The 18971-nt window shown below is 62.1% G+C and carries 21 protein-coding genes; 9 read left to right on the top strand and 12 right to left on the bottom strand.

Translation table 11 applies throughout. The features are described from left to right. The first annotated feature begins 263 nt into the window (after positions 1 to 263). Positions 264 to 803 (top strand): HIT family protein, encoded by a 540-nt coding sequence (locus B2G88_RS15860; protein ID WP_054864071.1) that lies wholly within the window; start codon positions 264 to 266, stop codon positions 801 to 803. Between the two features lie 14 nt (positions 804 to 817). Here B2G88_RS15860 and B2G88_RS15865 read toward each other — a convergent pair whose 3' ends face one another. The 5 genes from B2G88_RS15865 to B2G88_RS15885 form a co-directional block, all read right to left on the bottom strand. Continuing rightward, a complete protein-coding gene (locus B2G88_RS15865) occupies positions 818 to 1054 on the bottom strand; it encodes a glutaredoxin family protein (RefSeq protein WP_054864072.1) in 237 nt (78 codons plus the stop codon). Between the two features lie 64 nt (positions 1055 to 1118). Beyond that, a complete protein-coding gene (locus B2G88_RS15870) occupies positions 1119 to 1499 on the bottom strand; it encodes a winged helix-turn-helix domain-containing protein (RefSeq protein ID WP_054864073.1) in 381 nt (126 codons plus the stop codon). Positions 1500 to 1645: 146 nt separating this feature from the next. After that, complete coding sequence (locus B2G88_RS15875) at positions 1646 to 2125, bottom strand: hypothetical protein (RefSeq protein ID WP_054864074.1); 480 nt, start codon at positions 2123 to 2125, stop codon at positions 1646 to 1648. Beyond that, the gene (locus B2G88_RS15880; protein ID WP_054864075.1) at positions 2126 to 2386 is read right to left on the bottom strand and encodes a hypothetical protein; all 261 of its coding nucleotides are present in this window, start codon (positions 2384 to 2386) and stop codon (positions 2126 to 2128) included. A gap of 129 nt (positions 2387 to 2515) precedes the next feature. Continuing rightward, on the bottom strand, positions 2516 to 3769 hold the full coding sequence (locus tag B2G88_RS15885) for a tRNA (N(6)-L-threonylcarbamoyladenosine(37)-C(2))-methylthiotransferase (RefSeq protein ID WP_087715304.1): 1254 nt from the start codon (positions 3767 to 3769) through the stop codon (positions 2516 to 2518). Between the two features lie 156 nt (positions 3770 to 3925). On the opposite strand from B2G88_RS15885, the gene B2G88_RS15890 reads away from it, so the two are divergent. From B2G88_RS15890 to B2G88_RS15910, 5 genes are read left to right on the top strand one after another with little or no spacing between them, the layout of a single operon-like run. Beyond that, positions 3926 to 5050 (top strand): M48 family metalloprotease, encoded by a 1125-nt coding sequence (locus tag B2G88_RS15890; protein ID WP_054864076.1) that lies wholly within the window; start codon positions 3926 to 3928, stop codon positions 5048 to 5050. Continuing rightward, entirely contained in the window at positions 5047 to 6792 is a 1746-nt protein-coding gene (locus B2G88_RS15895) for a DUF4129 domain-containing protein (RefSeq protein WP_087715305.1), read from the top strand. The genes B2G88_RS15890 and B2G88_RS15895 overlap by 4 nt, the downstream gene beginning before the upstream one ends. Beyond that, positions 6789 to 7610 carry a DUF7269 family protein gene (locus tag B2G88_RS15900; RefSeq protein WP_087715306.1) on the top strand — a complete coding sequence of 274 codons (822 nt, stop codon included), beginning with the start codon at positions 6789 to 6791 and terminating at the stop codon, positions 7608 to 7610. Before B2G88_RS15895 ends, B2G88_RS15900 begins: the two co-directional genes overlap by 4 nt. Further along, positions 7607 to 8941 (top strand): DUF58 domain-containing protein, encoded by a 1335-nt coding sequence (locus tag B2G88_RS15905; RefSeq protein WP_087715307.1) that lies wholly within the window; start codon positions 7607 to 7609, stop codon positions 8939 to 8941. Before B2G88_RS15900 ends, B2G88_RS15905 begins: the two co-directional genes overlap by 4 nt. Beyond that, on the top strand, positions 8938 to 10317 hold the full coding sequence (locus B2G88_RS15910) for a hypothetical protein (RefSeq protein ID WP_140408885.1): 1380 nt from the start codon (positions 8938 to 8940) through the stop codon (positions 10315 to 10317). Before B2G88_RS15905 ends, B2G88_RS15910 begins: the two co-directional genes overlap by 4 nt. Here B2G88_RS15910 and B2G88_RS15915 read toward each other — a convergent pair. The 5 genes from B2G88_RS15915 to B2G88_RS15935 form a co-directional block, all read right to left on the bottom strand. Further along, the gene (locus tag B2G88_RS15915; protein WP_054863566.1) at positions 10306 to 11271 is read right to left on the bottom strand and encodes an AAA family ATPase; all 966 of its coding nucleotides are present in this window, start codon (positions 11269 to 11271) and stop codon (positions 10306 to 10308) included. The two genes, B2G88_RS15910 and B2G88_RS15915, sit on opposite strands and share 12 nt — an antisense overlap. Before the next feature lie 58 nt (positions 11272 to 11329). Then, the gene (cofG, locus tag B2G88_RS15920; RefSeq protein WP_087715309.1) at positions 11330 to 12505 is read right to left on the bottom strand and encodes a 7,8-didemethyl-8-hydroxy-5-deazariboflavin synthase subunit CofG; all 1176 of its coding nucleotides are present in this window, start codon (positions 12503 to 12505) and stop codon (positions 11330 to 11332) included. 68 nt (positions 12506 to 12573) lie between these two features. Further along, positions 12574 to 13239 (bottom strand): 2-phospho-L-lactate guanylyltransferase, encoded by a 666-nt coding sequence (gene cofC, locus B2G88_RS15925; RefSeq protein WP_054863567.1) that lies wholly within the window; start codon positions 13237 to 13239, stop codon positions 12574 to 12576. A 168-nt stretch (positions 13240 to 13407) separates the two neighbouring features. Further along, complete coding sequence (locus tag B2G88_RS15930; protein ID WP_054863568.1) at positions 13408 to 14586, bottom strand: tubulin/FtsZ family protein; 1179 nt, start codon at positions 14584 to 14586, stop codon at positions 13408 to 13410. A gap of 250 nt (positions 14587 to 14836) precedes the next feature. Then, positions 14837 to 15724, bottom strand: a complete 888-nt coding sequence (locus B2G88_RS15935; RefSeq protein ID WP_054863569.1) for a complex I NDUFA9 subunit family protein — start codon at positions 15722 to 15724, stop codon at positions 14837 to 14839. 118 nt (positions 15725 to 15842) lie between these two features. Between B2G88_RS15935 and tmk the strand changes: the two genes are divergently transcribed. After that, positions 15843 to 16445, top strand: coding sequence for a dTMP kinase (gene tmk, locus B2G88_RS15940; protein WP_054863570.1), 603 nt, complete (start codon positions 15843 to 15845; stop codon positions 16443 to 16445). A 53-nt stretch (positions 16446 to 16498) separates the two neighbouring features. Continuing rightward, positions 16499 to 17557, top strand: a complete 1059-nt coding sequence (locus B2G88_RS15945; protein WP_087715310.1) for a thiamine pyrophosphate-dependent enzyme — start codon at positions 16499 to 16501, stop codon at positions 17555 to 17557. Positions 17558 to 17601: 44 nt separating this feature from the next. Here the strand turns inward: B2G88_RS15945 and B2G88_RS15950 are convergent, their stop codons facing one another. Continuing rightward, complete coding sequence (locus B2G88_RS15950) at positions 17602 to 17832, bottom strand: Lrp/AsnC family transcriptional regulator (RefSeq protein WP_054863571.1); 231 nt, start codon at positions 17830 to 17832, stop codon at positions 17602 to 17604. Then, positions 17832 to 18590, bottom strand: a complete 759-nt coding sequence (locus tag B2G88_RS15955) for a potassium channel family protein (RefSeq protein WP_054863572.1) — start codon at positions 18588 to 18590, stop codon at positions 17832 to 17834. The genes B2G88_RS15950 and B2G88_RS15955 overlap by 1 nt, the downstream gene beginning before the upstream one ends. 141 nt (positions 18591 to 18731) lie before the next feature. On the opposite strand from B2G88_RS15955, the gene B2G88_RS15960 reads away from it, so the two are divergent. Next, positions 18732 to 18962 (top strand): Lrp/AsnC ligand binding domain-containing protein, encoded by a 231-nt coding sequence (locus B2G88_RS15960; protein WP_087715311.1) that lies wholly within the window; start codon positions 18732 to 18734, stop codon positions 18960 to 18962. Positions 18963 to 18971: the final 9 nt, after the last annotated feature.

Here is an 18971-nt window from a genome sequence, read left to right on the forward strand (position 1 = left end):
CCGCCTCCTTTCGATAGGGATTGCTTAAAAGCGCGTTTCATTTCGAGAACTGAGTCGAAACCGCCCAGCGCAAGCCAGTACTGGCGATATTCCTCTGTATCGTTTAACATCGTTTAAGACCGCTTCTCAAGGCGTCTCATTTCAGCGTAATATCCTATTACTTTGGTGTAATATGCTATTAAATACCACTGAGAGCGGCCTCACGTAGCGGGCTCTCGCGCGCAACCAGCAACCAGATAGGGCCGGCTCGAGTGAGCCACCGTATGGAGCAGGTGTTTGCGCCGTGGCGCATCGAGTGGATCAAACGCGAGGACAAGAACGCCGATATCGATGGCTGTGTATTCTGTGCGTTTCCCGAGCAGGAAACCGACCGCGAGAACTTACTCGTCGCGCGCAGCGAGCACGCGTTCGTGCTCCTCAACAACTATCCGTACAATCCAGGCCACGTCATGGTTATTCCGCGGGCACACACCGGCGACTACACCGACCTCTCGGACGCCTCCCTCCTCGATCACGCGCGGCTGAAACAGCGGACGTTCGACGCCCTCGAGGAGGCAATGGAGGCGGACGGGTTCAACGCGGGGCTCAATCTTGGCGATGGCGCGGGCGGCTCAATTGACGACCATCTCCACACGCACATCGTTCCCCGCTGGGAAGGCGACACCAATTTCATGCCGGTGCTCAGCGACACGTCGGTCATCGTCGAGGCGCTCGAGGAGACCTACGACCGACTTCACGAGGCGTTTGCGAGTCAGGAGGGTGCGACGGTTCCTGACGAGACTAGTGCGGTTGTTTTCGAGTGAACAGGCGTCAGGCCTCAGGCGTACGTCTGCTCGAGATACTCGAGGATGTGTTCGGACTCCGGCATGGTGACGCCGTAGTCGTCGTCAATGATGACGGGGACACCGCGCTGGCCGGAGACGCGCTTGACTTCGTCGCGGTCGGAGTGCAAGGCGTCGACCCAGACGCTTTCGTATTCGATATCGAGTTCCTCGAGGCGGTCGGCAACGGTTTCACAGTAGGGACAGCCGTCCAGTTCGTACAGTGTGACCATATCTCGAGTTTGGGCCGAATCACCAAAAGAATGGGTGGCCGATACCTGCTCACTGCGATCAATTCTAGTCTTCCGGCTCGAGTTCACAGTGCATCGAAAATCCCTGGACGACACACTCGATCTGTATCGGATCGTCGTAGGTCACGACGACCTGATCCATCGCCTGGACGTATTGCGTGGCGACGCCACCGGCGCGGTGCTCGAATCGCAGTATCAGGCCCGCCTCGTCTAACTCGGTGATCTTCCGGTATGCTGTCGACTCGGCCACGTCACACTGTTCGATAATCTCGGCGACAGTCGCTGGCTCCTCGAGCGACAGGTAGATTCTGCGCGCTGTTTCGTCCGTGAGCGCCTCGAGGAGTTGCTGTGGCACACAGCTCCCAGCGCCGTCCCGGTCGGTGCCGCCCCACGTACAGACTGTCGACTGATCAGCTGTTTCGCCCATACGTACAGATATCGGACTCTCGACTATAGTGGCTCGTGGCGATTCCTACGAACTGGGGACTGACTCGACTGATTTGCGGGCCAGTCTTTCAAGGAAGCTATATCGGCGTTCCGAACGCGTACATTGTCTCGTGGTATCCAATAGATCTACCAGACATTGTCGTTCTCTGTGACAGCACGAATTGCGTGCTCGAGCAACGGCTTCGCGAGATACAACGTCGTGTCCTGGTGCAGCTTTCGGAGAAGCGATTTCGCCTCGTTGCTGGTGAGTTCGTCCTGCGAGTAGGCCGCAAGAACCACACCGATTGAGCCGTGAACTTCGATCTCCTGCTCAGTAGCAGTCTCTCGAGCGGCAAGATCATCGGTCAGAACGACAGTCTCGAGTTGGTCTGCGAGAAGCATTGCTGCCGTTTCGCCGGGATCTAAATTTGGATAGGCAGTTTCGTCACCATCGACAACGTGCGTTTCTACAGTACACTCAGAGAGTGCGTCCGGCGTAGACCCCCTTTCCAGTTCTTCTAACACTGTATGAGGAACGTGAACCGTGTCGAATATCGATAGTAACCAGAGCGCATCGGCTTCATCGAGATGAATAATTGGGCCAGTGTCAGCGACGACCGGTTGCATTCACGACGACCCGGTTTCGAGTCCCCATTCGACATCCGACTCGACAGCTGCTTTCGCTTTGTCGATCTCGCCGACGAAAGCCGGACCGAGTTCGTCACGTGCCTCTTCGCGATCAATTTCCCCAGCGACATACTGGTCAACGACGACATCGCGCCAGAGGTCTTCGACACCCTGTTCGACGGCTTGTTGGATAATCTCTGACTCGTTGAGATCACGATGGCGGGCAATCTCACGAACGCGTTCGGACACCTCGACAGCCATTACTCATCTATGAGTGCTCGAGCGGTATAATGGTTCCCTCGAGGTATAGTAACAACTGCAACTATTTACACACTGATCGCACAGCTGTCGTGCGATCAGGTGTGCATTGACTTACAGTGGCTACTATAGCTATATCGGCGTTCCGAACGCGTACATCGTCTCGTGGGCCGTGATCTCGAGGTCGACAAAGTCGCCAGGCTCGAGGCCGTGTTCGCTTGCGTTCTGGACGATGATCTGGCGGTAGGCTGAGTCACGACACTTCACCGAGTCGGCGGTGCCCTCCTCGACGACCAGTACGTCCTCGCGTGTCTCGCCGACCATCGATTCGTAGGCCTCGCCGACAATCTCGCGTTTTGCTGCGCTCATCGCTTTCGAGCGTTCTTTCTTGATGGTCCCACCGAGGCCCTTCATGTCGGCCGCGTCGGTGCCGGGTCGCTTCGAAAACCGTGTGACGTTGACCTTCTCGGGGCGCGTCTCGCGCAAGAGTGCCATCGACTGGTCGTGGTCGTGATCCGTTTCGGTCGGGAAGCCGACGATGAAGTCAGTCGAGAGCGTCCAGTACTCGAGCGCCGAATCGAAGGTGTCGATGACCTCGAGGTACTCGCTGACCTGGTGCTGGCGGCGCATGTCGCCCAGAACGTCGTTGCTGCCCGACTGGACGGGTGCGTGCAGGAAGTCATAGAGTTCATCGTTTGCCGCGAAGACGTCGGCGAGTTCCTCGCGGATGCCGTGGACGCCCTTCGGGTTGGCCATGCCGACACGGACGCGGAAGTCGCCCTCGAGGGCACAGATTTCCTCGAGCAAGCGGTGCAGTTTCCGTTCGCCCTCATCCCAGCCGTAGACGCCGGTGTCCTGACCGGTGATTCGAATCTCTTTCGCACCGGCGTGGATCAACGCGCGGGCCTTTTCGACGTTTTCCTCGATGGGCGGTGACTCGATTTTCCCGGTCGCCTGCTTGGTGATACAGTACGAGCAGTCGGACATACAGCCGCGTGCGATGGGGAGGATACCGACGACGCCGTCCAGAATTGGTTCGGCGTCGGGTGTCGTCGTCGGGCACTCGCCGTTCGTGACGGCTTCGGGGACCTCGTCCCAGTGGAGGACCTGTCCGTCGACGTCAGCCTGGGCGAACTCCTCGCCCTGGGCGAGGGCCATACAGCCCGTGATGAACAGATCCGCGGTTTCATCGGCCAACTCTTCCGCCCGGCGGAGCATGTTCCGCTCGGTCTTCTCGACGACGGTACAGGTGTTCAGGATGGCGACGTCGGCCTCGTCGGCCCCATCGACCCGGTAGTGCCCGGCATCTCGGAGCCGGCGCTCGATCTCGCGACTCTCGCCACGATTTGACGTACAACCGTACGTTTCGATGTGATACCGGGCCATTCGTCTCACTACAGTCTCAGGACGCCGTCGCCAAAAGCCCGACGGATCGGATGTCTGTGAGGTGTGAGCAATCCATCTGCTCGAGGAGGTGTCTCTGGTCCGGACTATTCGGGGAAAATTTTTGACACTGCGATATCAATGTGAACTAACCCCTCCATGAGCTTTCGTGTGCGAATCTGTAGCGTCCTCGCCGTTCTGGTCGCAGTCAATGCGCTGTTTGTTGTTGCGCTCCTGTGGGCCTACGGCGTGTTCGTTCCGTGGGTCGTCGCCGGAACTATTGTTTTCCTCCGGCACGGGACTGTCTCGTTCGACCTGCTGCAGCTCCCCGTTTCGTGGCCGACCGTGGCCGTTCTGGTCGGGCTCTTTCTCATGGCACAGATCTACTACGGCTACCGACGCGTGCTCTCGGGAACCACTCGTGGAGACGCTGACCACGAAGCCGCCCGCATCGTTCGCCGACTGGCGATGACAGCCGACGTTCCCGAACCGACCGTTCGAGTGGTCGATTCCGACGAACCGAGTTGTTACACCGTCGGCCGGTTCACTGACGCGACAATCGTCGTCTCGAGTGGGCTTCTCGAGCGACTCGACCCGGCCGAACTCGAGGCTGTCCTCGCACACGAGGTTGCACACATCGCAAACCGCGATGTGACCTTGATGACGATTACGACGCTGTTCGTCGAGATTGCAGATCGGGCCTACCACAGCGCGCAGTTGGCTCGCCGTGCAATAACGAACCCCGATGGCCTCTCATCCGAAGGCCGCGTCGCAGTGACGTGGTTTCTCCCGCTCGTCGCGCTGACGTACGTCTTCGTGGCCCCGCTGTTGTGGGTGTTTCCGACGATTGCTGACTGGGCGACACGGACGCTCTCACACACCCGCGAGTTCGCTGCTGATGCGGGCGCTGCCCGGATGACTGGCTCGCCGCTTGCACTCGCGACGGCGCTGACGACGCTCGCCGGAGCAACAACCGCGCCGACGACTGATCTGCGCGTCGCCAAAACACGCGCGCTCTGTATCGTCCCGACACAACTCGTTACCGGCACGTCTGTCAGTGGCGACTCGAGCGCTCCAGCGGACGTCGAGACTGAGACTACTGCCGACCTGACGACAGCACAGCGCCGCGAGGAGCTTCAAACGTGGCTCGAAGGGGAGACGCCGGCGACGGCAAAGCGTGACACTGGAACGGGGGCCGGTACCGGAACACACCCGCCAGTTGAACGTCGTGTCGAGCGACTCCAAGACCTCGCTGCGACCCTCGAGCGAGGTGTATCGCCGTGAGCGGGCGGCGACAACTCCTGTTCGTGTTTGGCTGTGTCATCTGCTTGCTCGTTGCCGCCAGCGCGTTGCCTGCGGCTGATCCGCGGATCGATCCACCTGGCGGTGACGATGCGCCAATGGCTGGCGAGTGGGAGGCACTCGACGCCTCCGAAATCAGCCCAGATCCGGCGACCGAGACCGACGACGAATCCGACTCCAGTGACGACGACCCGGCGGCTGATGATCCCGACATCGAAATCGATGGCGCACTCGAGCCCGGTAACGAGGTTAGCATCCTCATCGACGGCGGTGGCCCGTTCGATGATCGCGAGGTCGAAGTCAACGGCGACTCAATCGGGATGACTGACTGGGGGGATGCCACTGCGACCGTCCCGTACGCTGAGGAGATGACCGTTGCCGTCCCCGAGGACAACACCTCGCGGACAGTCGACATCGAGACGGATGCGACGATCACTATGCTGGATGAGCCAGCACCGAACTCGACGGCCACGCTCGCGGTGGATGTCGGTTCGACATCGGTCGACAACGCCACCGTCTCCGTCGACGGTGAGCCAACGGTGCTGACGGACGACGGTGGACAGGCGACGATCAGGCTGCCAGAAGCGGCTGGACCAGCCGAGGTTCACGTGGAACGCGGGCCTGTCTCGGGTGAGCGCACACTCGAGGTGCCGGAACTCGAGGTTGGGTTCGTGTCGCCGCTGTTGTTCCCAGGGTCGCCCGCACCAGTATCGGTGACCGCAGACGGCACGCCGGTCGAAGACGCGACGGTCTCACTTGCCGACGGCGGAACGTCGACGACGGGCAGTGACGGGCGAACGCACGTCTGGTTGCCGATAGATGACACGGCGACGATTACGGCCGCTGCGGGTGCAGAGTCCGCAACGGTAACCGTCGAAAACCTCTATCTCCGATTAGGTGCACTCGCCCTGCTCGGGTCCGGATTCGTCATCGGACTGGTCGTCACCTACTTCCGCATCATCGCTCGTAACGAAGGCAAAATGGATGGCAGTCGCAGTAACGAACATGGCGGCATCGGACTCGAGGCGCTGTTCGTTGGCATCGCAAGTACGTTCACGGGGCTTTCGAACGCAGTCGGACACACCGGTACGTTCGCCTCGAGTGCGGCCCAGCGGCTCTCGGAGTTGGGCGCGCGAGTGTGGCGACTGCAACTGCCATCGCTGTCCATGTTTCGAGGGGGTCGCTCGCGAGCGGGACCAAGCGCGGGCGGGTTCAGTTTCAGCCTGCCATCGCTTGGACCAGCACTGTCTTCGTTTGGGACCGCAGTCGGTTCTTTGTCGTCGCTGGGGTCGCTGTTTACGCTCTCGCGTGGCAGGGGTGGCGCTGGACAGGATGAGTCGACGCTTGGCTCACTGTTTGGCCGCGATACCACTGACGAGACCGACGCAGACGACGATGCACCTGCTGGCTCTGACAGACCGACACTCGCGGACGATCCACTCGGCCCGCAAGACCCACAACGCGAAATTCGGGGGGCTTGGCATACCTTCCTCGACCGGGTTGGACTCTCGAACCGGGAGACACTGACGCCCGGACAGGCCGCCAGACACGCGCTCTCGGTTGGCTACCCGGCCACCCAGGTCTCGCGACTCGTTGCAATCGTCCGCGACGTCGAGTACGGCAGCCGTGATCCCTCCCCCGACCGCGTTCGGACTGTGCGTGACACGACGACTGACCTCCTCGAGCAACAGCCTGATGAGGACGACACGGAGGAAGACGAATGAGCGACCGTTCAATTCCGATCTGGCGGCCGCGTGCCTGGCTCAGGACCGTTGACTCAGAGCGCCTCGCAACCGCAGTGCTTGCGGGCGGACTCCTCATCACGATGGCTGCGCTCATACTCGGTGGCTTCGTTCAGTACGGTTCGGGCACCGTCTCCATTCTCTATTCGCTCGCAATTCTCCTGCCCGCAATTGGCGTCTTACTCGTCCTCGGTGCGCTCTGGTGGGGCCTTTCGGCCCTCAAACCGACTGAACCTCGACTGGCCGGGGCCGACCCGCCCGAATGGGGGACGACACGAACGAACCAGCGGGTTGCTCGCGAGACCATCTGGACGCTCGAGCGAGCCACGTCGAACTGGTATCACTGTCGCGATGAGGGCGCAACCGACGAGGTCCGTGAGCGACTGACAGCGGGTGCGATTCGAGCACTGCGATCAACGTGTGGCCTCGAGCGCGAGCGTACCCGCGAGGCGGTACAGCGAGGAACCTGGACCGACGACCCTGTCGCCGGTGCGTTCCTTGCAGCCGACCTGTCACAGCCACTTGGCGAACGCCTTCGCGCGATGATCGACCCCGGTGCGGCGTTCGACCGTCGACTCCGTCGAACGCTGGCTGCAATCGACTCGATTGCAGACGATCCACAGTGGCAGCCGCCGGTAGCGGGCGAGGAGTTATCGCCCGAGTCGACACCGGAAACGGCGACTGAATCCACGACGTCGACTGCAACAACACAGCCAACTTCGCTCGAGGCGACTGCGACTGAGACTCGAACATCGACGCGAGCCGACTCGAGCGAGCGGCTTCAGGAGGTGTCACAATGAGCGTTGCCGACCGAACCGTCAAGCGACTCGACCGGGGCGAGTGGGCACTCGCAGTGACGGTACTCCTTGCTGGCCTCGGCCTTGCAGTCGGGAGCCAGGTCCTCCTCGTTGGGGCAACGCTGCCGCTGTGGTACGTCGCCGCCGCAATTTTCGGCACGCCCCCGACCGGGACGGTTCGGATTGGTCGCGACCTGTCGCTCGAGGGCGAGAGTACGACGGAAGCGACACAAGCTGGCGACACGTCGCTTTCGGGTGATCCCAGCCAACGCGTCACCGTTCGAACAACAGTCCAGAACACCGGCTCAGATCCCATCGTCGACCTCCGGGTTATCGATGGCGTCCCCGACGAACTCTCGGTCGTCGATGGCTCGCCGCGAACCTGTGTCACGCTCGAGCCACTCGAGACGACGACGCTCGAGTACACGGTTTCGCTCCAGCGTGGCGAGCATACCTTCGATGTGGCAACGGTTCGAACGCGTGATCTGAGCGGGACGATCACCGAGACGTGGTCGGAACCAGTCGAGGGACAGGACGAGATTCGCTGTACACCAACTGTTGAATCAGTTGCACTCGGAAACGCGACCACTGAGTACACGGGCGATGTGCCGACCGATGACGGCGGTGCTGGCATCGAGTTCCATTCCGTCAGGGAGTACGAGCCGACGGATCCAGTCAACGCCATCGACTGGCGGCGATACGCTGCGAACCGGGAGTTAGCGACCGTCGAGTACCGTGCCGAGCGCTCGACGCACGTCGTCTGCGTCGTCGATGCACGGCCGAGCCAGTTCCGTGCAGCGACGACCGAACACCTGCCTGCGGTTGACCTCTCAGTTGATGCCGCCGACCGAACGTTCGAGACGCTCGTCGCGGCTGGCCACCCGGCAGGCGTTGCCAGATTCGGCTCCGGTGCCATCGAAACGATCCCACCGGGAACTGATGCAGAGACGGCCGAACGCGCCAGTCGGCTCCTCGAGTCGATTTCGAACTCGAACAAACAGATGCGATTCTATACACGAACCTCGTCGAACAACTCCGTCGCAGAACTGGTCACCACGCTCCCCGGCGAAGCACAGGTCTACCTGTTCTCCTCGTTCGTCGATGACGACCCACTCGAACTCGTCGACGGCTTGCGGACCCGTGGCTACCCCGTTCGCGTCATCTCACCCGACGTGACCAACGGTGACGACTCCGCAACCCAACTCGAGGCGCTCGACCGCACGACGCGACTGGCTCGAGCCCGCGCTGCCGGCGCTCGCGTCGTCGACTGGGACCTCGAGCGGTCGCTGGGACTTGTGCTTGCCGATGCAGTCGGGGAGGTGAAACACCGATGATGGCACAGCGCTCGAGTGGGCTGCCATCGACGACGGCGTGGGCGCTTGCAAGCGCTGGCGCTGTTGGCTCGCTCGCACTGATCGTCTTCGATCCGACCATTGCCCTCGGCGTCGCGTCCGGACTCGTCCTCGCAGCGGTGATCTCAGGATTCGATGGGCCGTACTGGCGTGTCGCCGTCGCAGCGGCACTGTTGCCGGTCGCCATTTTCGGCGTGATTGGCGCGATAGCAACTGGCTCGCAGCTACTCACCGGGGGAGTGACGATAATCGCAGTGGTGATCGCCGTCGCAACCGGGCGCGTCGTCGCCGGCGACATCTCCGACCGCGCGCTCAATCAGTTGAGTGGCGCGTCGGTTACTGCCGGCTTCACCGCCGGTCTCGTTGGACTCGGCGGACTGCTCGTTGCTGATGCCGGCGGCTGGTCCACACTGGTCGAGGCGACGCTGTGGTTTTCTGGTACGGGGCTGGTCGGCGTGTTCGTCTGGGCTATCGCTGGCGCGTTCGCGCTGGCGTGTGCAGTAACGGTCCTGCCCGCTGGCTCGTTTGTCCCACCGACGGATCACGAGTCGTATCTCGAGGTGCGGACCGGTCTGCTTGCGGCGCTCGCTGTGAGTGTCGTTCTTTTTGGTGTCGGACTTGCGGGACTGATCGTCGCCTCGTGGTACGTCCCGCTGTTCGGTGACGTTCTCGAGACGATTACAACCAGTTGGATCGTTCGCGGGGTCGGTGCACTCGTGACCGCACTCGGTGTCCTCTTGATCGTCTTTGCGATCAGTGTTCGCCACTCCTGGCTCAGCATCGATGCGCGACGAAATGCGGCCGTCCCGTTGATTGCTGGGTCCGCTCTTGGCGTCTTCATCGCGTTCACACTCACGCTCAGCGTCAGTGGTGGCTCACTCGAGACCGTCAGCCCGCTGTTCGGCCTCGGATCGGTCGTTCTCGGCGTCGGCTGGCTGATCGGCCAGGCGGGCCGGTGGGTCGAACGCGAGAGCAGCGCAGCCAGCGCCGCAGTACTCGCCGTCGCACTCGTCGCTGGCGGTGTCGTCACCGGCGCAACCGTCACCGAACTCACGACGCTCGAGGGGGTGCGAACCGCAGCGGTGTCGCTCGTCATGATCGCCGCAGGGCTGTTCGCGTACGATCTCAGTCGCTACGGGCGAACGCTGGCTCGAGATATCGGTCCGACTGCGTCACCGCGCCCGCAGTTCGTTCGCGCCGGCTGGAGTGCGCTGGTTGCCGGTCTCGGCGTTCCCGTCGCCGCGTTCGGACTCGTCGTTGCGACACTGTTCGCGCCGACGCTGTCGGTCCCGGCGACGGCAGCGGTGATCGTTGCGCTGGGTGCACTCGTCATCGGTACGCGCCTCCTATTCCGCTGAGGCGGGGTCCATCGCGGGCACATCGACCTCCTCGAGGACGGACTCGATAACGCGGTGTCTGGATGCGCCCTCGACGCTCGCTTCCGGCGTTAACACGAGCCGATGGGCGAGTGCAACGGGTGCGATTGATTTGACGTCGTCCGGAACCACGTAGTCCCGACCTGCGAGGACGGCGCGTGCGCGGCTGACTTCGAACAGGCGTTGAACGCCACGCGGGGAGACACCCACATCGACGCGGCCATCGCGTCGCGTCGTCCGACAGACGTCACCGATGTAGTCGCGGATCGGCTCGTCAACGGTGATTTCTTCGGGAACTGTCTGGAGTTCGCGGACGGTGTCGCGGTCGATAACGGGGGTGACAGTCGGATCCGGCTGGTCGCGGTCGGCGCGGCGGTCGATTAACTCGCGCGTCCCCGCGGTGTCGGGATAGCCAAGCGAGGTCTTGATCATAAACCGATCACGCTGGGCTTCCGGCAGTTCGAACGTTCCCTCCTGTTCGACCGGATTCTGCGTCGCGATAACGATAAACGGGTCCGGCAGTTCGTGCGTCTCGCCGTCGACAGTCACCTGCCCTTCGCCCATCGCCTCGAGCAGTGCGGACTGGGTTTTCGGTGGCGCGCGATTGATCTCGTCGGCCAACACGACGTTTGCAAACACTGGACCGGGCGTGAAGTGGAACTCGCCGGTCTCTTCTTCGAACACGTACGAGCCGGTCACGTCGGCGGGCATCAGGTCGGGCGTAAACTGAATCCGGGAAAACTCGAGGCCGAGCGCGGTCGCGAACGAGCGAGCAGTCAGCGTCTTACCCGTGCCGGGTACGTCCTCGAGCAGGACGTGCCCGCGCGCGAGCAAGCCGGCGGTGATCTCTTCGAAAATGGCTCTGTCGGCGACGACAGCGGAGAGAATTTCGTCGATAACGTCGTCGGCAGTTGCAGCGGCGTCGGGGACTGACATATCGGGTATCGGAACCTACGAGACCTTATATCTCTCGACAAACAGTACGGGGGCGAAATTATGTCTGCGACTCGAGGACTGCCCGATACCGTTTCCCCGCTGTGTCGTCGCTTCCGATGGCCTCGCGGATCGTCGACGAAATCCACTCGCGGTCGGCGTCGGGTGTGCGCCCGTCCATTGCGCCCGCCGTTCCATCGGCAGCCACGCCGTCGAACCCGTCCGTCCGCAACTCTTCAGGAAGGAATCGCTCGTAGACGGGCAGGCGCTCACCGAGTGGCAGATCCGCGCTCGCAGCGATCTCCTCGAGTTCGCGCAGTGCGGGCCACTTGTAGTCGGGGTTGATGTGGTCATCCGTAATCGGCGAGACGCCGCCAAGGTCGTCGACACCGCAGTCGATCAACTCGTGGGCGGACGCGAGGTTCGGCGGCACCTGCACCGAAATTTCTTCGGGTAATGCGGCGCGAGCCATCGCCGTCACGCGACGCATCGTCTCGAGGTCGGGCGAGCCACCGGACCAGCGTTCGTTGTCCGCAACTGGCTGGACGATCACTTCCTGAATGTGGTCGTAGCGGTCGTGCATCTCAGCAATTGCGAGCAGGCTCTCGGCGCGGTCGCGCCAGGACTCGCCGATGCCGACCAGAATGCCCGTCGTGAAGGCGACGTCGAGTTCGCCCGCGTTCTGGATGGTCCGCAGGCGTTGTCCCGGCTCTTTTTTTCGGGGACCGGCGTGGGCGTCGACCTCGGCAGTCGACTCGAGCATGACGCCCATACTGGCGTTGACGTCTGCGACGGTCTCCATCTGTTCGATGGTCTGGTCGCCAGGATTCGCGTGGGGAAGGAGTCCTTCCTCGAGGGCGACTTCACAGGCCTCGCGCAGGTAGCTATGAATCGAGTCATGGCCCCACGCTTCGAGTTGCTCGTGAATCTCCGTGTAACGGTCGTCCGGGTCGTCACCAAAGGTAAACAGCGCCTCCGTACAGCCTGCATCGGCACCGCGGGCACAGATATCGCGAACCTCCTCGAGTGAGAGCAGCGACGCCTGTCCGGGTGCATCGAAGTAGGTACAGTAGGTACAGGTGTAGCGACACGCCGTCGTCAGCGGGATGAATACGTTGCGCGCGAACGTCAGCGCCGGCGGGGCCTCGACAGCGGCTGGCGTCACTGCGAGCAACTCATCGACGGCTGTGTCGTCGATTTCGATCTCGACGCCGTACTCGCGCGCCCCGGGAATCATTACCTCGGAGTGTCCCCGCGGCCCACATAAGCGCTTCACTTCGGAGGCGAACGCAACCCACAGCCACGTCACTTCGACGGGTTCGACTCACGCCGACTGACTGTGACGCGCCCGTCGGTCTCAGTGAGTTCAAAGCCACACTCTCGAAGCACGGCGGGCGCGCGGGCATCATCTCGCCCGTGAACCAGCACCTCCACGAGATCTGCAGGCTCGTCAATATCCGTTGCCAACCGGAACGAATCGACCGTCTCGAGGCTGGCACCCACGTCTTGTGCGCGTTCGCGATGGTCGAGATACGACGTGCCGTGGTAGTCGACTCGAAATTCGGGGTGGCGTACGACGAGTGCGTTCGTCCCGCTGCCACGACCCGGAGCGATAGCGACGTCTGCCTCCGTCTCGAACAGTCGCTCGAGCGCTGCCGGCGTCGCAAGCGCCAAATCCGCCATCACGACGGCGACGGGGTCGTCCGTCCCAAGACGAGCGTTAACCGCCTCGGTGAGCGGTCGCTCGTCGACAGCGACTGACACCCGCTCGAGCACGTCGGGGTCGATGTCGTACTCCTCGAGATCCACTGGTGTCGTCGCGAGAATCGTCGCCTCGTGGCCCGTCTCAGTGAGTGTAGTGAGCACATCGGCCAGCATCGCCTCCGCAACCCTCGAGCGCTCCGCTGGTGAGAGCACGGGGCTCAGACGGGTTTTCGGTGCGGTTGCAGCGAACGGAACGACGACGCGCATTCGTTGCTGGGAACTCAGTCTGTCCTCAAAAGACCGTCGAACCGGGTACAATCCGTCACAAACGCCGACAGCACAGCACTCCGCGTTGTGCCCCCCGACACGACCCTCCTCGTCGCAACTCGAGTGGGCCACACTGACGCCACACGAGCAGTAGACGCTCGAGGCCGCTTAGAACAGCGGCTCGAGTTCGTCTTCGTCGTCTTCGACGAGCTCTTCCAGGTTGTCCTCGCTTTCCTGTTGGATGTCGTCGATGTTTTCCTGTGCTTCGATTGCAACCTGCTGGAGACGCTTGATGCGCGGGACGTTGGTGACTCCCGACAGCAGGATGGCGGCTGCGACTTCCGGCTCCTCGCGCGGATAGTCGCCGCCACGAACTTCCATACTTCCCGTTTCCTCCTCGAGCCATTTCCGCCCGCGTTCGATGCCTTTCCGGTTCAGATACTCCGAGGGACCGGCAAGTACGAGCAGCGCGCGCTCGGTGCCTTCAATCTCACAGGGGAGTGTGAGGCGACCGAGTGCGGCCTTGCGGACGAGACTCGTAATGCGGTTGGTCGTGTTCGCCGCGTCGAGATTGTCGTCGCCGCCACCGTCGCCGGTAAAGCGCGAGAGCAGTCCGCCACCACTGTTCAGTTCGACGTCTTCGCTGGCAAAGCCAACGGTCGAGACGCCACCTCCCGAGAGGGTGTTAATGATCTCGGAGGAGTCGACCACGCTTTCGGCGACCTCCTCGCCTTCGCCAACCTCTCCGGCTCCGAAGAGGATGCCAAAGCGGCGGACGATTTCCTCGTTGATCTGGTCGTAGCCGCCTTCGACGGACTCGCCGGTCTGTCGCCAGGAGTCGTTATCGAAGACCATCAGGTTGTCTACCTCGCGGACGAACGTCTGGAAGGATCGGGCCGCGTTAAGCGTGTAAATCCCACCTTCGTCCGTGCCCGGCAGGACGCCGAGACCATAGACAGGGATCGTATAGATCCGTTTGAGATGTTTCGCGAGGACTGGCGCGCCACCGGAACCGGTACCGCCGCCCATTCCGGAGACGACGAGGAACGCATCGACTTCGTGGGTCGGGATCTGGTCGATTGCGTTCTGGACCTCGTCGATGTCCTCTTCGGCGATTTCCGCGCCGAGTTCGTTGTCTGCACCCACCCCGTGGCCCTTCACGCGGGCCTGCCCGATGAGTACTCTGTTCTCCTTTGGAATATTGTCCAGCCCGATGAGATCCGCTTTCGCGGAGTTAACAGCGACCGCCGCGCGGACGATTCCGCTGTTCGTTCTATCGTCGTAATCGAGGAATCGATCGACGATTTTGCCACCGGCCTGTCCGAATCCGATCATCGCCAACTTCATTGTTTGTCAGGGGGCTCCGTTGAATTGGTACCAGAGTGATGAGGGGCATAAGTCTTTCTATGATCTGAATTTCTTACACAACACACTATTTCCTATAATAGGCAGCCAGCGACGATCTCCACCACGATTTTCTGATCCAGATGCCGCTTACAGGCCTCGGAGCCATCAGCCTTTTATAATAGAACGTGTCCGGAAATACGTTGTTACCCTTCAGTAACCTGTAATTGCGACGCAGAATATAGCTGTTATGTCACTCCCATACTCCCAAGTACGACTGCAACGTCTGTAACTTCGCTTCCTCGACACCGAACGCGTCCACGTCGTTGTCCGCGACAGTGTTATCAAACTCGAGCGAGCGAGCCTGATCCGGGCCGAAGGGAACGAACGGGACAGGACCAGCCGCTGTGAGTCCGAGTTTCGTCAGCGCCATCGGAACCGGGATGATCGTCACGGATTTGCCCTCAGCCGCATACGCGAGTTCCGTCGCGTCCGCGAGGGTGACAATTTGCGGGCCACCGATCTCGTAGGTCTCGCCAACGTGGGTGCCGTCCTCGAGCGTATCGGCGAGTAGCGGGACGAAATCCTCGACCCAGATCGGCTGGAAGCGCGTCTCGCCGCCGCCCGGCAGCCCAGTCACGTACGGCGTTGTCACCTGCTTCGTGAACTCGAGGAACTCAGCGCCGTCGCCGAAGACGATTGACGGGCGGATGATCGTCCACGAGAGGTCGGAGTCCGTGACGACGGCTTCGGCCTGTCCCTTCGCGCGGATGTAGTTGGTCGGGCCGTCAGGGTCGGCACCGAGTGCGCTGATCTGGACGAATCGCGGGACCTCGTGATCTTCGGCCGCGCGGACGAGGTTTGCCGTCCCGCCGAGGTGGACGCGCTCGTAGAGATCGTCGTCATCGGGGTCGAACAGCGGCGACGGTGAGACGAGGTTGATCACCGCGTCCTGGCCCTCGACTGCGCCCTCAATCGAGTCGTAGGCGCTGACATCACCCATTGCGAGGTCGACACCGTCAGGGAGGTCATCACTGTCAGGATTGCGCGACAGTGCCGTCACCTCGTGGCCGCGTTCGACCAGTTCCGTACACAGCGCTGTTCCAATAAAGCCGCCTCCACCAGCGACGAGGACCTTCATACCACTAACATACAGCCGTAGCGATAAATAGCTGATCGGCTACGCTGTTTGGGTGTGCACCGTGAGCGCTCCGACGGGAACAGCAGTCCATTAATATCACCCGCGCAGACGTGTGGGCATGCTCGTGACGCTCGAGGGACTGGACGGCAGCGGTAAAACGACGGTCTGGGAGGCCCTACAGGAGCGCTATCCCGATGCCGTCTTCACGCGCGAACCGACGAACGACTCGTGGTACGGCGAGGCGGTCTATCGTTCAATCGAGGACGACGACGCCGACTCGCTCGCGGAACTCTTTCTCTACACCGCAGACCACGCCGCCCACCTCGAGCGCGTCATCAAACCCGCTCTCGAGCGCGGTGATCTCGTGATTTCGGATCGCTACTCCGATTCTCGGTTTGCCTATCAGGGCGCGACCCTTGAGCGCGCTGATAGCGAGTACGGACTCGACGACCCGCTCCAGTACGTCGTCGACGTCCACGAGCCGTTTTCGATCACGCCCGATCTGACGATCTATCTCGACCTCGAGCCCGAACGCGGAGCGGAACGCGCCGGCGCGACGAACAAGTTCGAACACGCCGACTACCTCGCGGACGTGCGAGCGAACTACGAACGTCTCCGCGAGCGCGAGCCAGAGCGATTCGTCCGCGTCGATGCGACGCAGGAGTCGGGGGCCGTGCTCGAGGCGGTCGCAGACGCGCTGGCTGCGCGACTCCCAGAGTGATCCAGGCAGTAGGCCGGCCAAACCGCTTTCACGACAGCCGGTGACGGGCCGCTATGCACCGCGTTATTGGCGAGTGCGACCTCACAGAGACACGGTTCGAGGCCGAGGACGCGCTCGCGTGTTTCCGTGACATGGTCCGTGCGCGCCAGTTCGACGAGCGAGCGGTTGCCCTCCAGCGCCGGGGCTGGATGAGCGGCTACCCACCGTTCCGGGGACAGGAAGCTTCGCAGGTCGGCGCAGCACACGCCCTGCTCGAGTCCGACTGGCTAGTGCCGACCTATCGCTCGAACGCGATGCAACTCGCCCACGGCGTCCCGATGGCCGACATCTTGTTCTTTCGACGTGGCTACCCGGAGTTCGCCTCCGATCACGATCTGCACGTGTTCCCGCAGGCGGTGCCGATTGCGACGCAGATTCCACACGCCGTCGGGCTGGGGATGGCCCTCGAGTACGACGCGGAGTCCGACGCCGAGACACCAGCGGTTTGTTGTTATCTCGGCGACGGCGCGACCTCCGAGGGCGATTTCCACGAGGGGCTCAATTTCGCGGGGGTGTTCGATGCCCCTGCCGTGTTCTTTTGTGAGAACAACGGCTGGGCGATTTCGATGCAGCGTGAGCGCCAGACCGCAAGCGCAACGCTCGCACAGAAAGCCGACGCCTACGGCCTCGAGGGCGTCCGCGTCGACGGCAACGACCCGCTCGCAGTACAGGAAGTCGTGAGCGACGCCCTCGAGTCCGCCCGAAACGGCGAGCCGGTGCTCGTCGAGAGCCTGACGTACCGACAGGGCGCGCATACGACGAGCGACGATCCAGCGCGCTATCGAGACGACAACCCGGACCTCCCCGACTGGCGCACTGCGGACCCACTCGAGCGCTACGAGACCTACCTGCGAGAACAGGGTGTTCTCGAAGACGGCTATCGAGACGACCTCGAGGCCGACGCTGCGGCCGAACTCGAGGCTGCAATCGAACGGGTAGAGGAAACGGCGCTGCCTGCACTCGAGGATGTGTTCGACCACGTCTACGAGGAGCAGCCAGCGCGGCTAGACGATCAGCGGGCGTGGCTCGAGGCGTTCGTAGCCGAGGCAGACGTGCGCGACCTCGAGTACTGAGTCACCACTCCTCGACTCTCTGAAAACGGCGCAGAACGTGGGCGTTAGTCCATCGCGATGTACGTCTGCGTGTCCTCGATGCCTTTGATCCCCTGAATTCGGGTTGCGGCGATCTCCTTGACCGCTGCAGGCGTCTCGACGCGCGCTTTCGCGATGATGTCGACATCGCCGGCAACGATATGTGCCGAGTCAACACCATCGATGCCCTTGATTTCGTCTCGCAGTCGATCCGCCTCGCCCGTATTCGCCTTGATCATGACAAATGCTGTGACCATTAGTTGACACCCTCGTTTGCGTGTTCCGCATCACGATCTGATTGGTCCGTCTCCGCGTCCGCATCCGCCTGCAACGCAGCGTTTGTCGCTGCCTCGTTCGCCGACTCGCCAACCAGTAACTGGCGCACCTCGCTCAAGACAGCGAAATCGGCCAGTACGACGAGTCGGTCGCCCACCTCGAGCGATTCATCTTCCGTTGGCAAGGCAAGTTCCGCCTCGCGCTTGCCGAACGCGAGCACCCGCGCATCGGCGGGCAACTCGAGTTCGGTGATCGTGTAGCCGTTGATCGGCGCGTCGTCTGTGATCGTCAGTTCGACGACTTGCAGGTGCTGGGCGATATCTGCGATAGCGCGGATTGTCCCGCCGAGCAGGGCGTTTTTCGCACCGATTGCGCCCAGTCGTTCGGGATAGATGATTTCGTCGACCTCTGCAGCGTACTTGCGGTAGATGCCTTCGCGGTAGGCCTCGTCGATTCGCATCACGGTTCGACAGCCATAGTGGTTCGCGATCATACACGCGGTGAAGTTGGCGTTCAGATTACCAGTCAGTGCGCCCACTGCATCAGCGTCGGTGACGCCAGCCTCCTCGAGGCGGTCCTCGCGGGAGCCATCGCCCTCGACGACGGTGAACTCCTCTGAGCGAGCACGCCTGATTTTGGCCTCATCACGCTCGATGAGCGCCACGTCGTGGCCTTCCTCGCGCAAGACGCGCGCTGTTCGTAGCCCGACTCGTCCAGCGCCAATGATCACGAACCGCATACCCGCTGCTACGCTCGCCCCCGTCAATAAGTTTGCCCTGCGTTACCGTACCATGCGGAAAATTGGGTGCTTGACTTCGACTCTCCGACACGCCCCAGCCGTGCAAACGTTTTAGTCGTGTCACGAAGTACCACACACCAAATGGTACACGCGTTCATCATGGTCAAGACGGCCGCTGGTAAGTCTGAAGACCTCCTCGCCGATATCAGGGACTTCGAGCGTGCCACCGACGCCCACATCGTCGCCGGCACCTACGACATCATCGTCGAAGTCGACGCCGAGGAAGTGTACGACATCCTCGAGACCGTCTCCTCGAACATTCAGGGTCTCGAGGGGGTGACCGAGACGAAAACGTACATCGCGATGGATTAAGCCGCCGAC

This window comes from Natronolimnobius baerhuensis (genome assembly GCF_002177135.1).
Classification (GTDB): domain Archaea; phylum Halobacteriota; class Halobacteria; order Halobacteriales; family Natrialbaceae; genus Natronolimnobius; species Natronolimnobius baerhuensis.

What these genes read in the sequence shown, in the direction of transcription:
- B2G88_RS15910 (WP_140408885.1), top strand. Translation starts at nt 8,938, where the DNA reads ATGATGGCACAGCGCTCGAGTGGGCTGCCATCGACGACGGCGTGGGCG.
- B2G88_RS15955 (WP_054863572.1), bottom strand. Translation starts at nt 18,590, where the DNA reads ATGCGGTTCGTGATCATTGGCGCTGGACGAGTCGGGCTACGAACAGCG.
- B2G88_RS15890 (WP_054864076.1), top strand. Translation starts at nt 3,926, where the DNA reads ATGAGCTTTCGTGTGCGAATCTGTAGCGTCCTCGCCGTTCTGGTCGCA.
- B2G88_RS15875 (WP_054864074.1), bottom strand. Translation starts at nt 2,125, where the DNA reads ATGCAACCGGTCGTCGCTGACACTGGCCCAATTATTCATCTCGATGAA.
- cofG (WP_087715309.1), bottom strand. Translation starts at nt 12,505, where the DNA reads ATGATTCCCGGGGCGCGCGAGTACGGCGTCGAGATCGAAATCGACGAC.
- B2G88_RS15945 (WP_087715310.1), top strand. Translation starts at nt 16,499, where the DNA reads ATGCACCGCGTTATTGGCGAGTGCGACCTCACAGAGACACGGTTCGAG.
- B2G88_RS15905 (WP_087715307.1), top strand. Translation starts at nt 7,607, where the DNA reads ATGAGCGTTGCCGACCGAACCGTCAAGCGACTCGACCGGGGCGAGTGG.
- cofC (WP_054863567.1), bottom strand. Translation starts at nt 13,239, where the DNA reads ATGCGCGTCGTCGTTCCGTTCGCTGCAACCGCACCGAAAACCCGTCTG.
- B2G88_RS15950 (WP_054863571.1), bottom strand. Translation starts at nt 17,832, where the DNA reads ATGGTCACAGCATTTGTCATGATCAAGGCGAATACGGGCGAGGCGGAT.
- B2G88_RS15860 (WP_054864071.1), top strand. Translation starts at nt 264, where the DNA reads ATGGAGCAGGTGTTTGCGCCGTGGCGCATCGAGTGGATCAAACGCGAG.
- B2G88_RS15960 (WP_087715311.1), top strand. Translation starts at nt 18,732, where the DNA reads ATGGTACACGCGTTCATCATGGTCAAGACGGCCGCTGGTAAGTCTGAA.
- B2G88_RS15870 (WP_054864073.1), bottom strand. Translation starts at nt 1,499, where the DNA reads ATGGGCGAAACAGCTGATCAGTCGACAGTCTGTACGTGGGGCGGCACC.
- B2G88_RS15880 (WP_054864075.1), bottom strand. Translation starts at nt 2,386, where the DNA reads ATGGCTGTCGAGGTGTCCGAACGCGTTCGTGAGATTGCCCGCCATCGT.
- B2G88_RS15930 (WP_054863568.1), bottom strand. Translation starts at nt 14,586, where the DNA reads ATGAAGTTGGCGATGATCGGATTCGGACAGGCCGGTGGCAAAATCGTC.
- B2G88_RS15915 (WP_054863566.1), bottom strand. Translation starts at nt 11,271, where the DNA reads ATGTCAGTCCCCGACGCCGCTGCAACTGCCGACGACGTTATCGACGAA.
- B2G88_RS15885 (WP_087715304.1), bottom strand. Translation starts at nt 3,769, where the DNA reads ATGGCCCGGTATCACATCGAAACGTACGGTTGTACGTCAAATCGTGGC.
- B2G88_RS15935 (WP_054863569.1), bottom strand. Translation starts at nt 15,724, where the DNA reads ATGAAGGTCCTCGTCGCTGGTGGAGGCGGCTTTATTGGAACAGCGCTG.
- tmk (WP_054863570.1), top strand. Translation starts at nt 15,843, where the DNA reads ATGCTCGTGACGCTCGAGGGACTGGACGGCAGCGGTAAAACGACGGTC.
- B2G88_RS15865 (WP_054864072.1), bottom strand. Translation starts at nt 1,054, where the DNA reads ATGGTCACACTGTACGAACTGGACGGCTGTCCCTACTGTGAAACCGTT.
- B2G88_RS15900 (WP_087715306.1), top strand. Translation starts at nt 6,789, where the DNA reads ATGAGCGACCGTTCAATTCCGATCTGGCGGCCGCGTGCCTGGCTCAGG.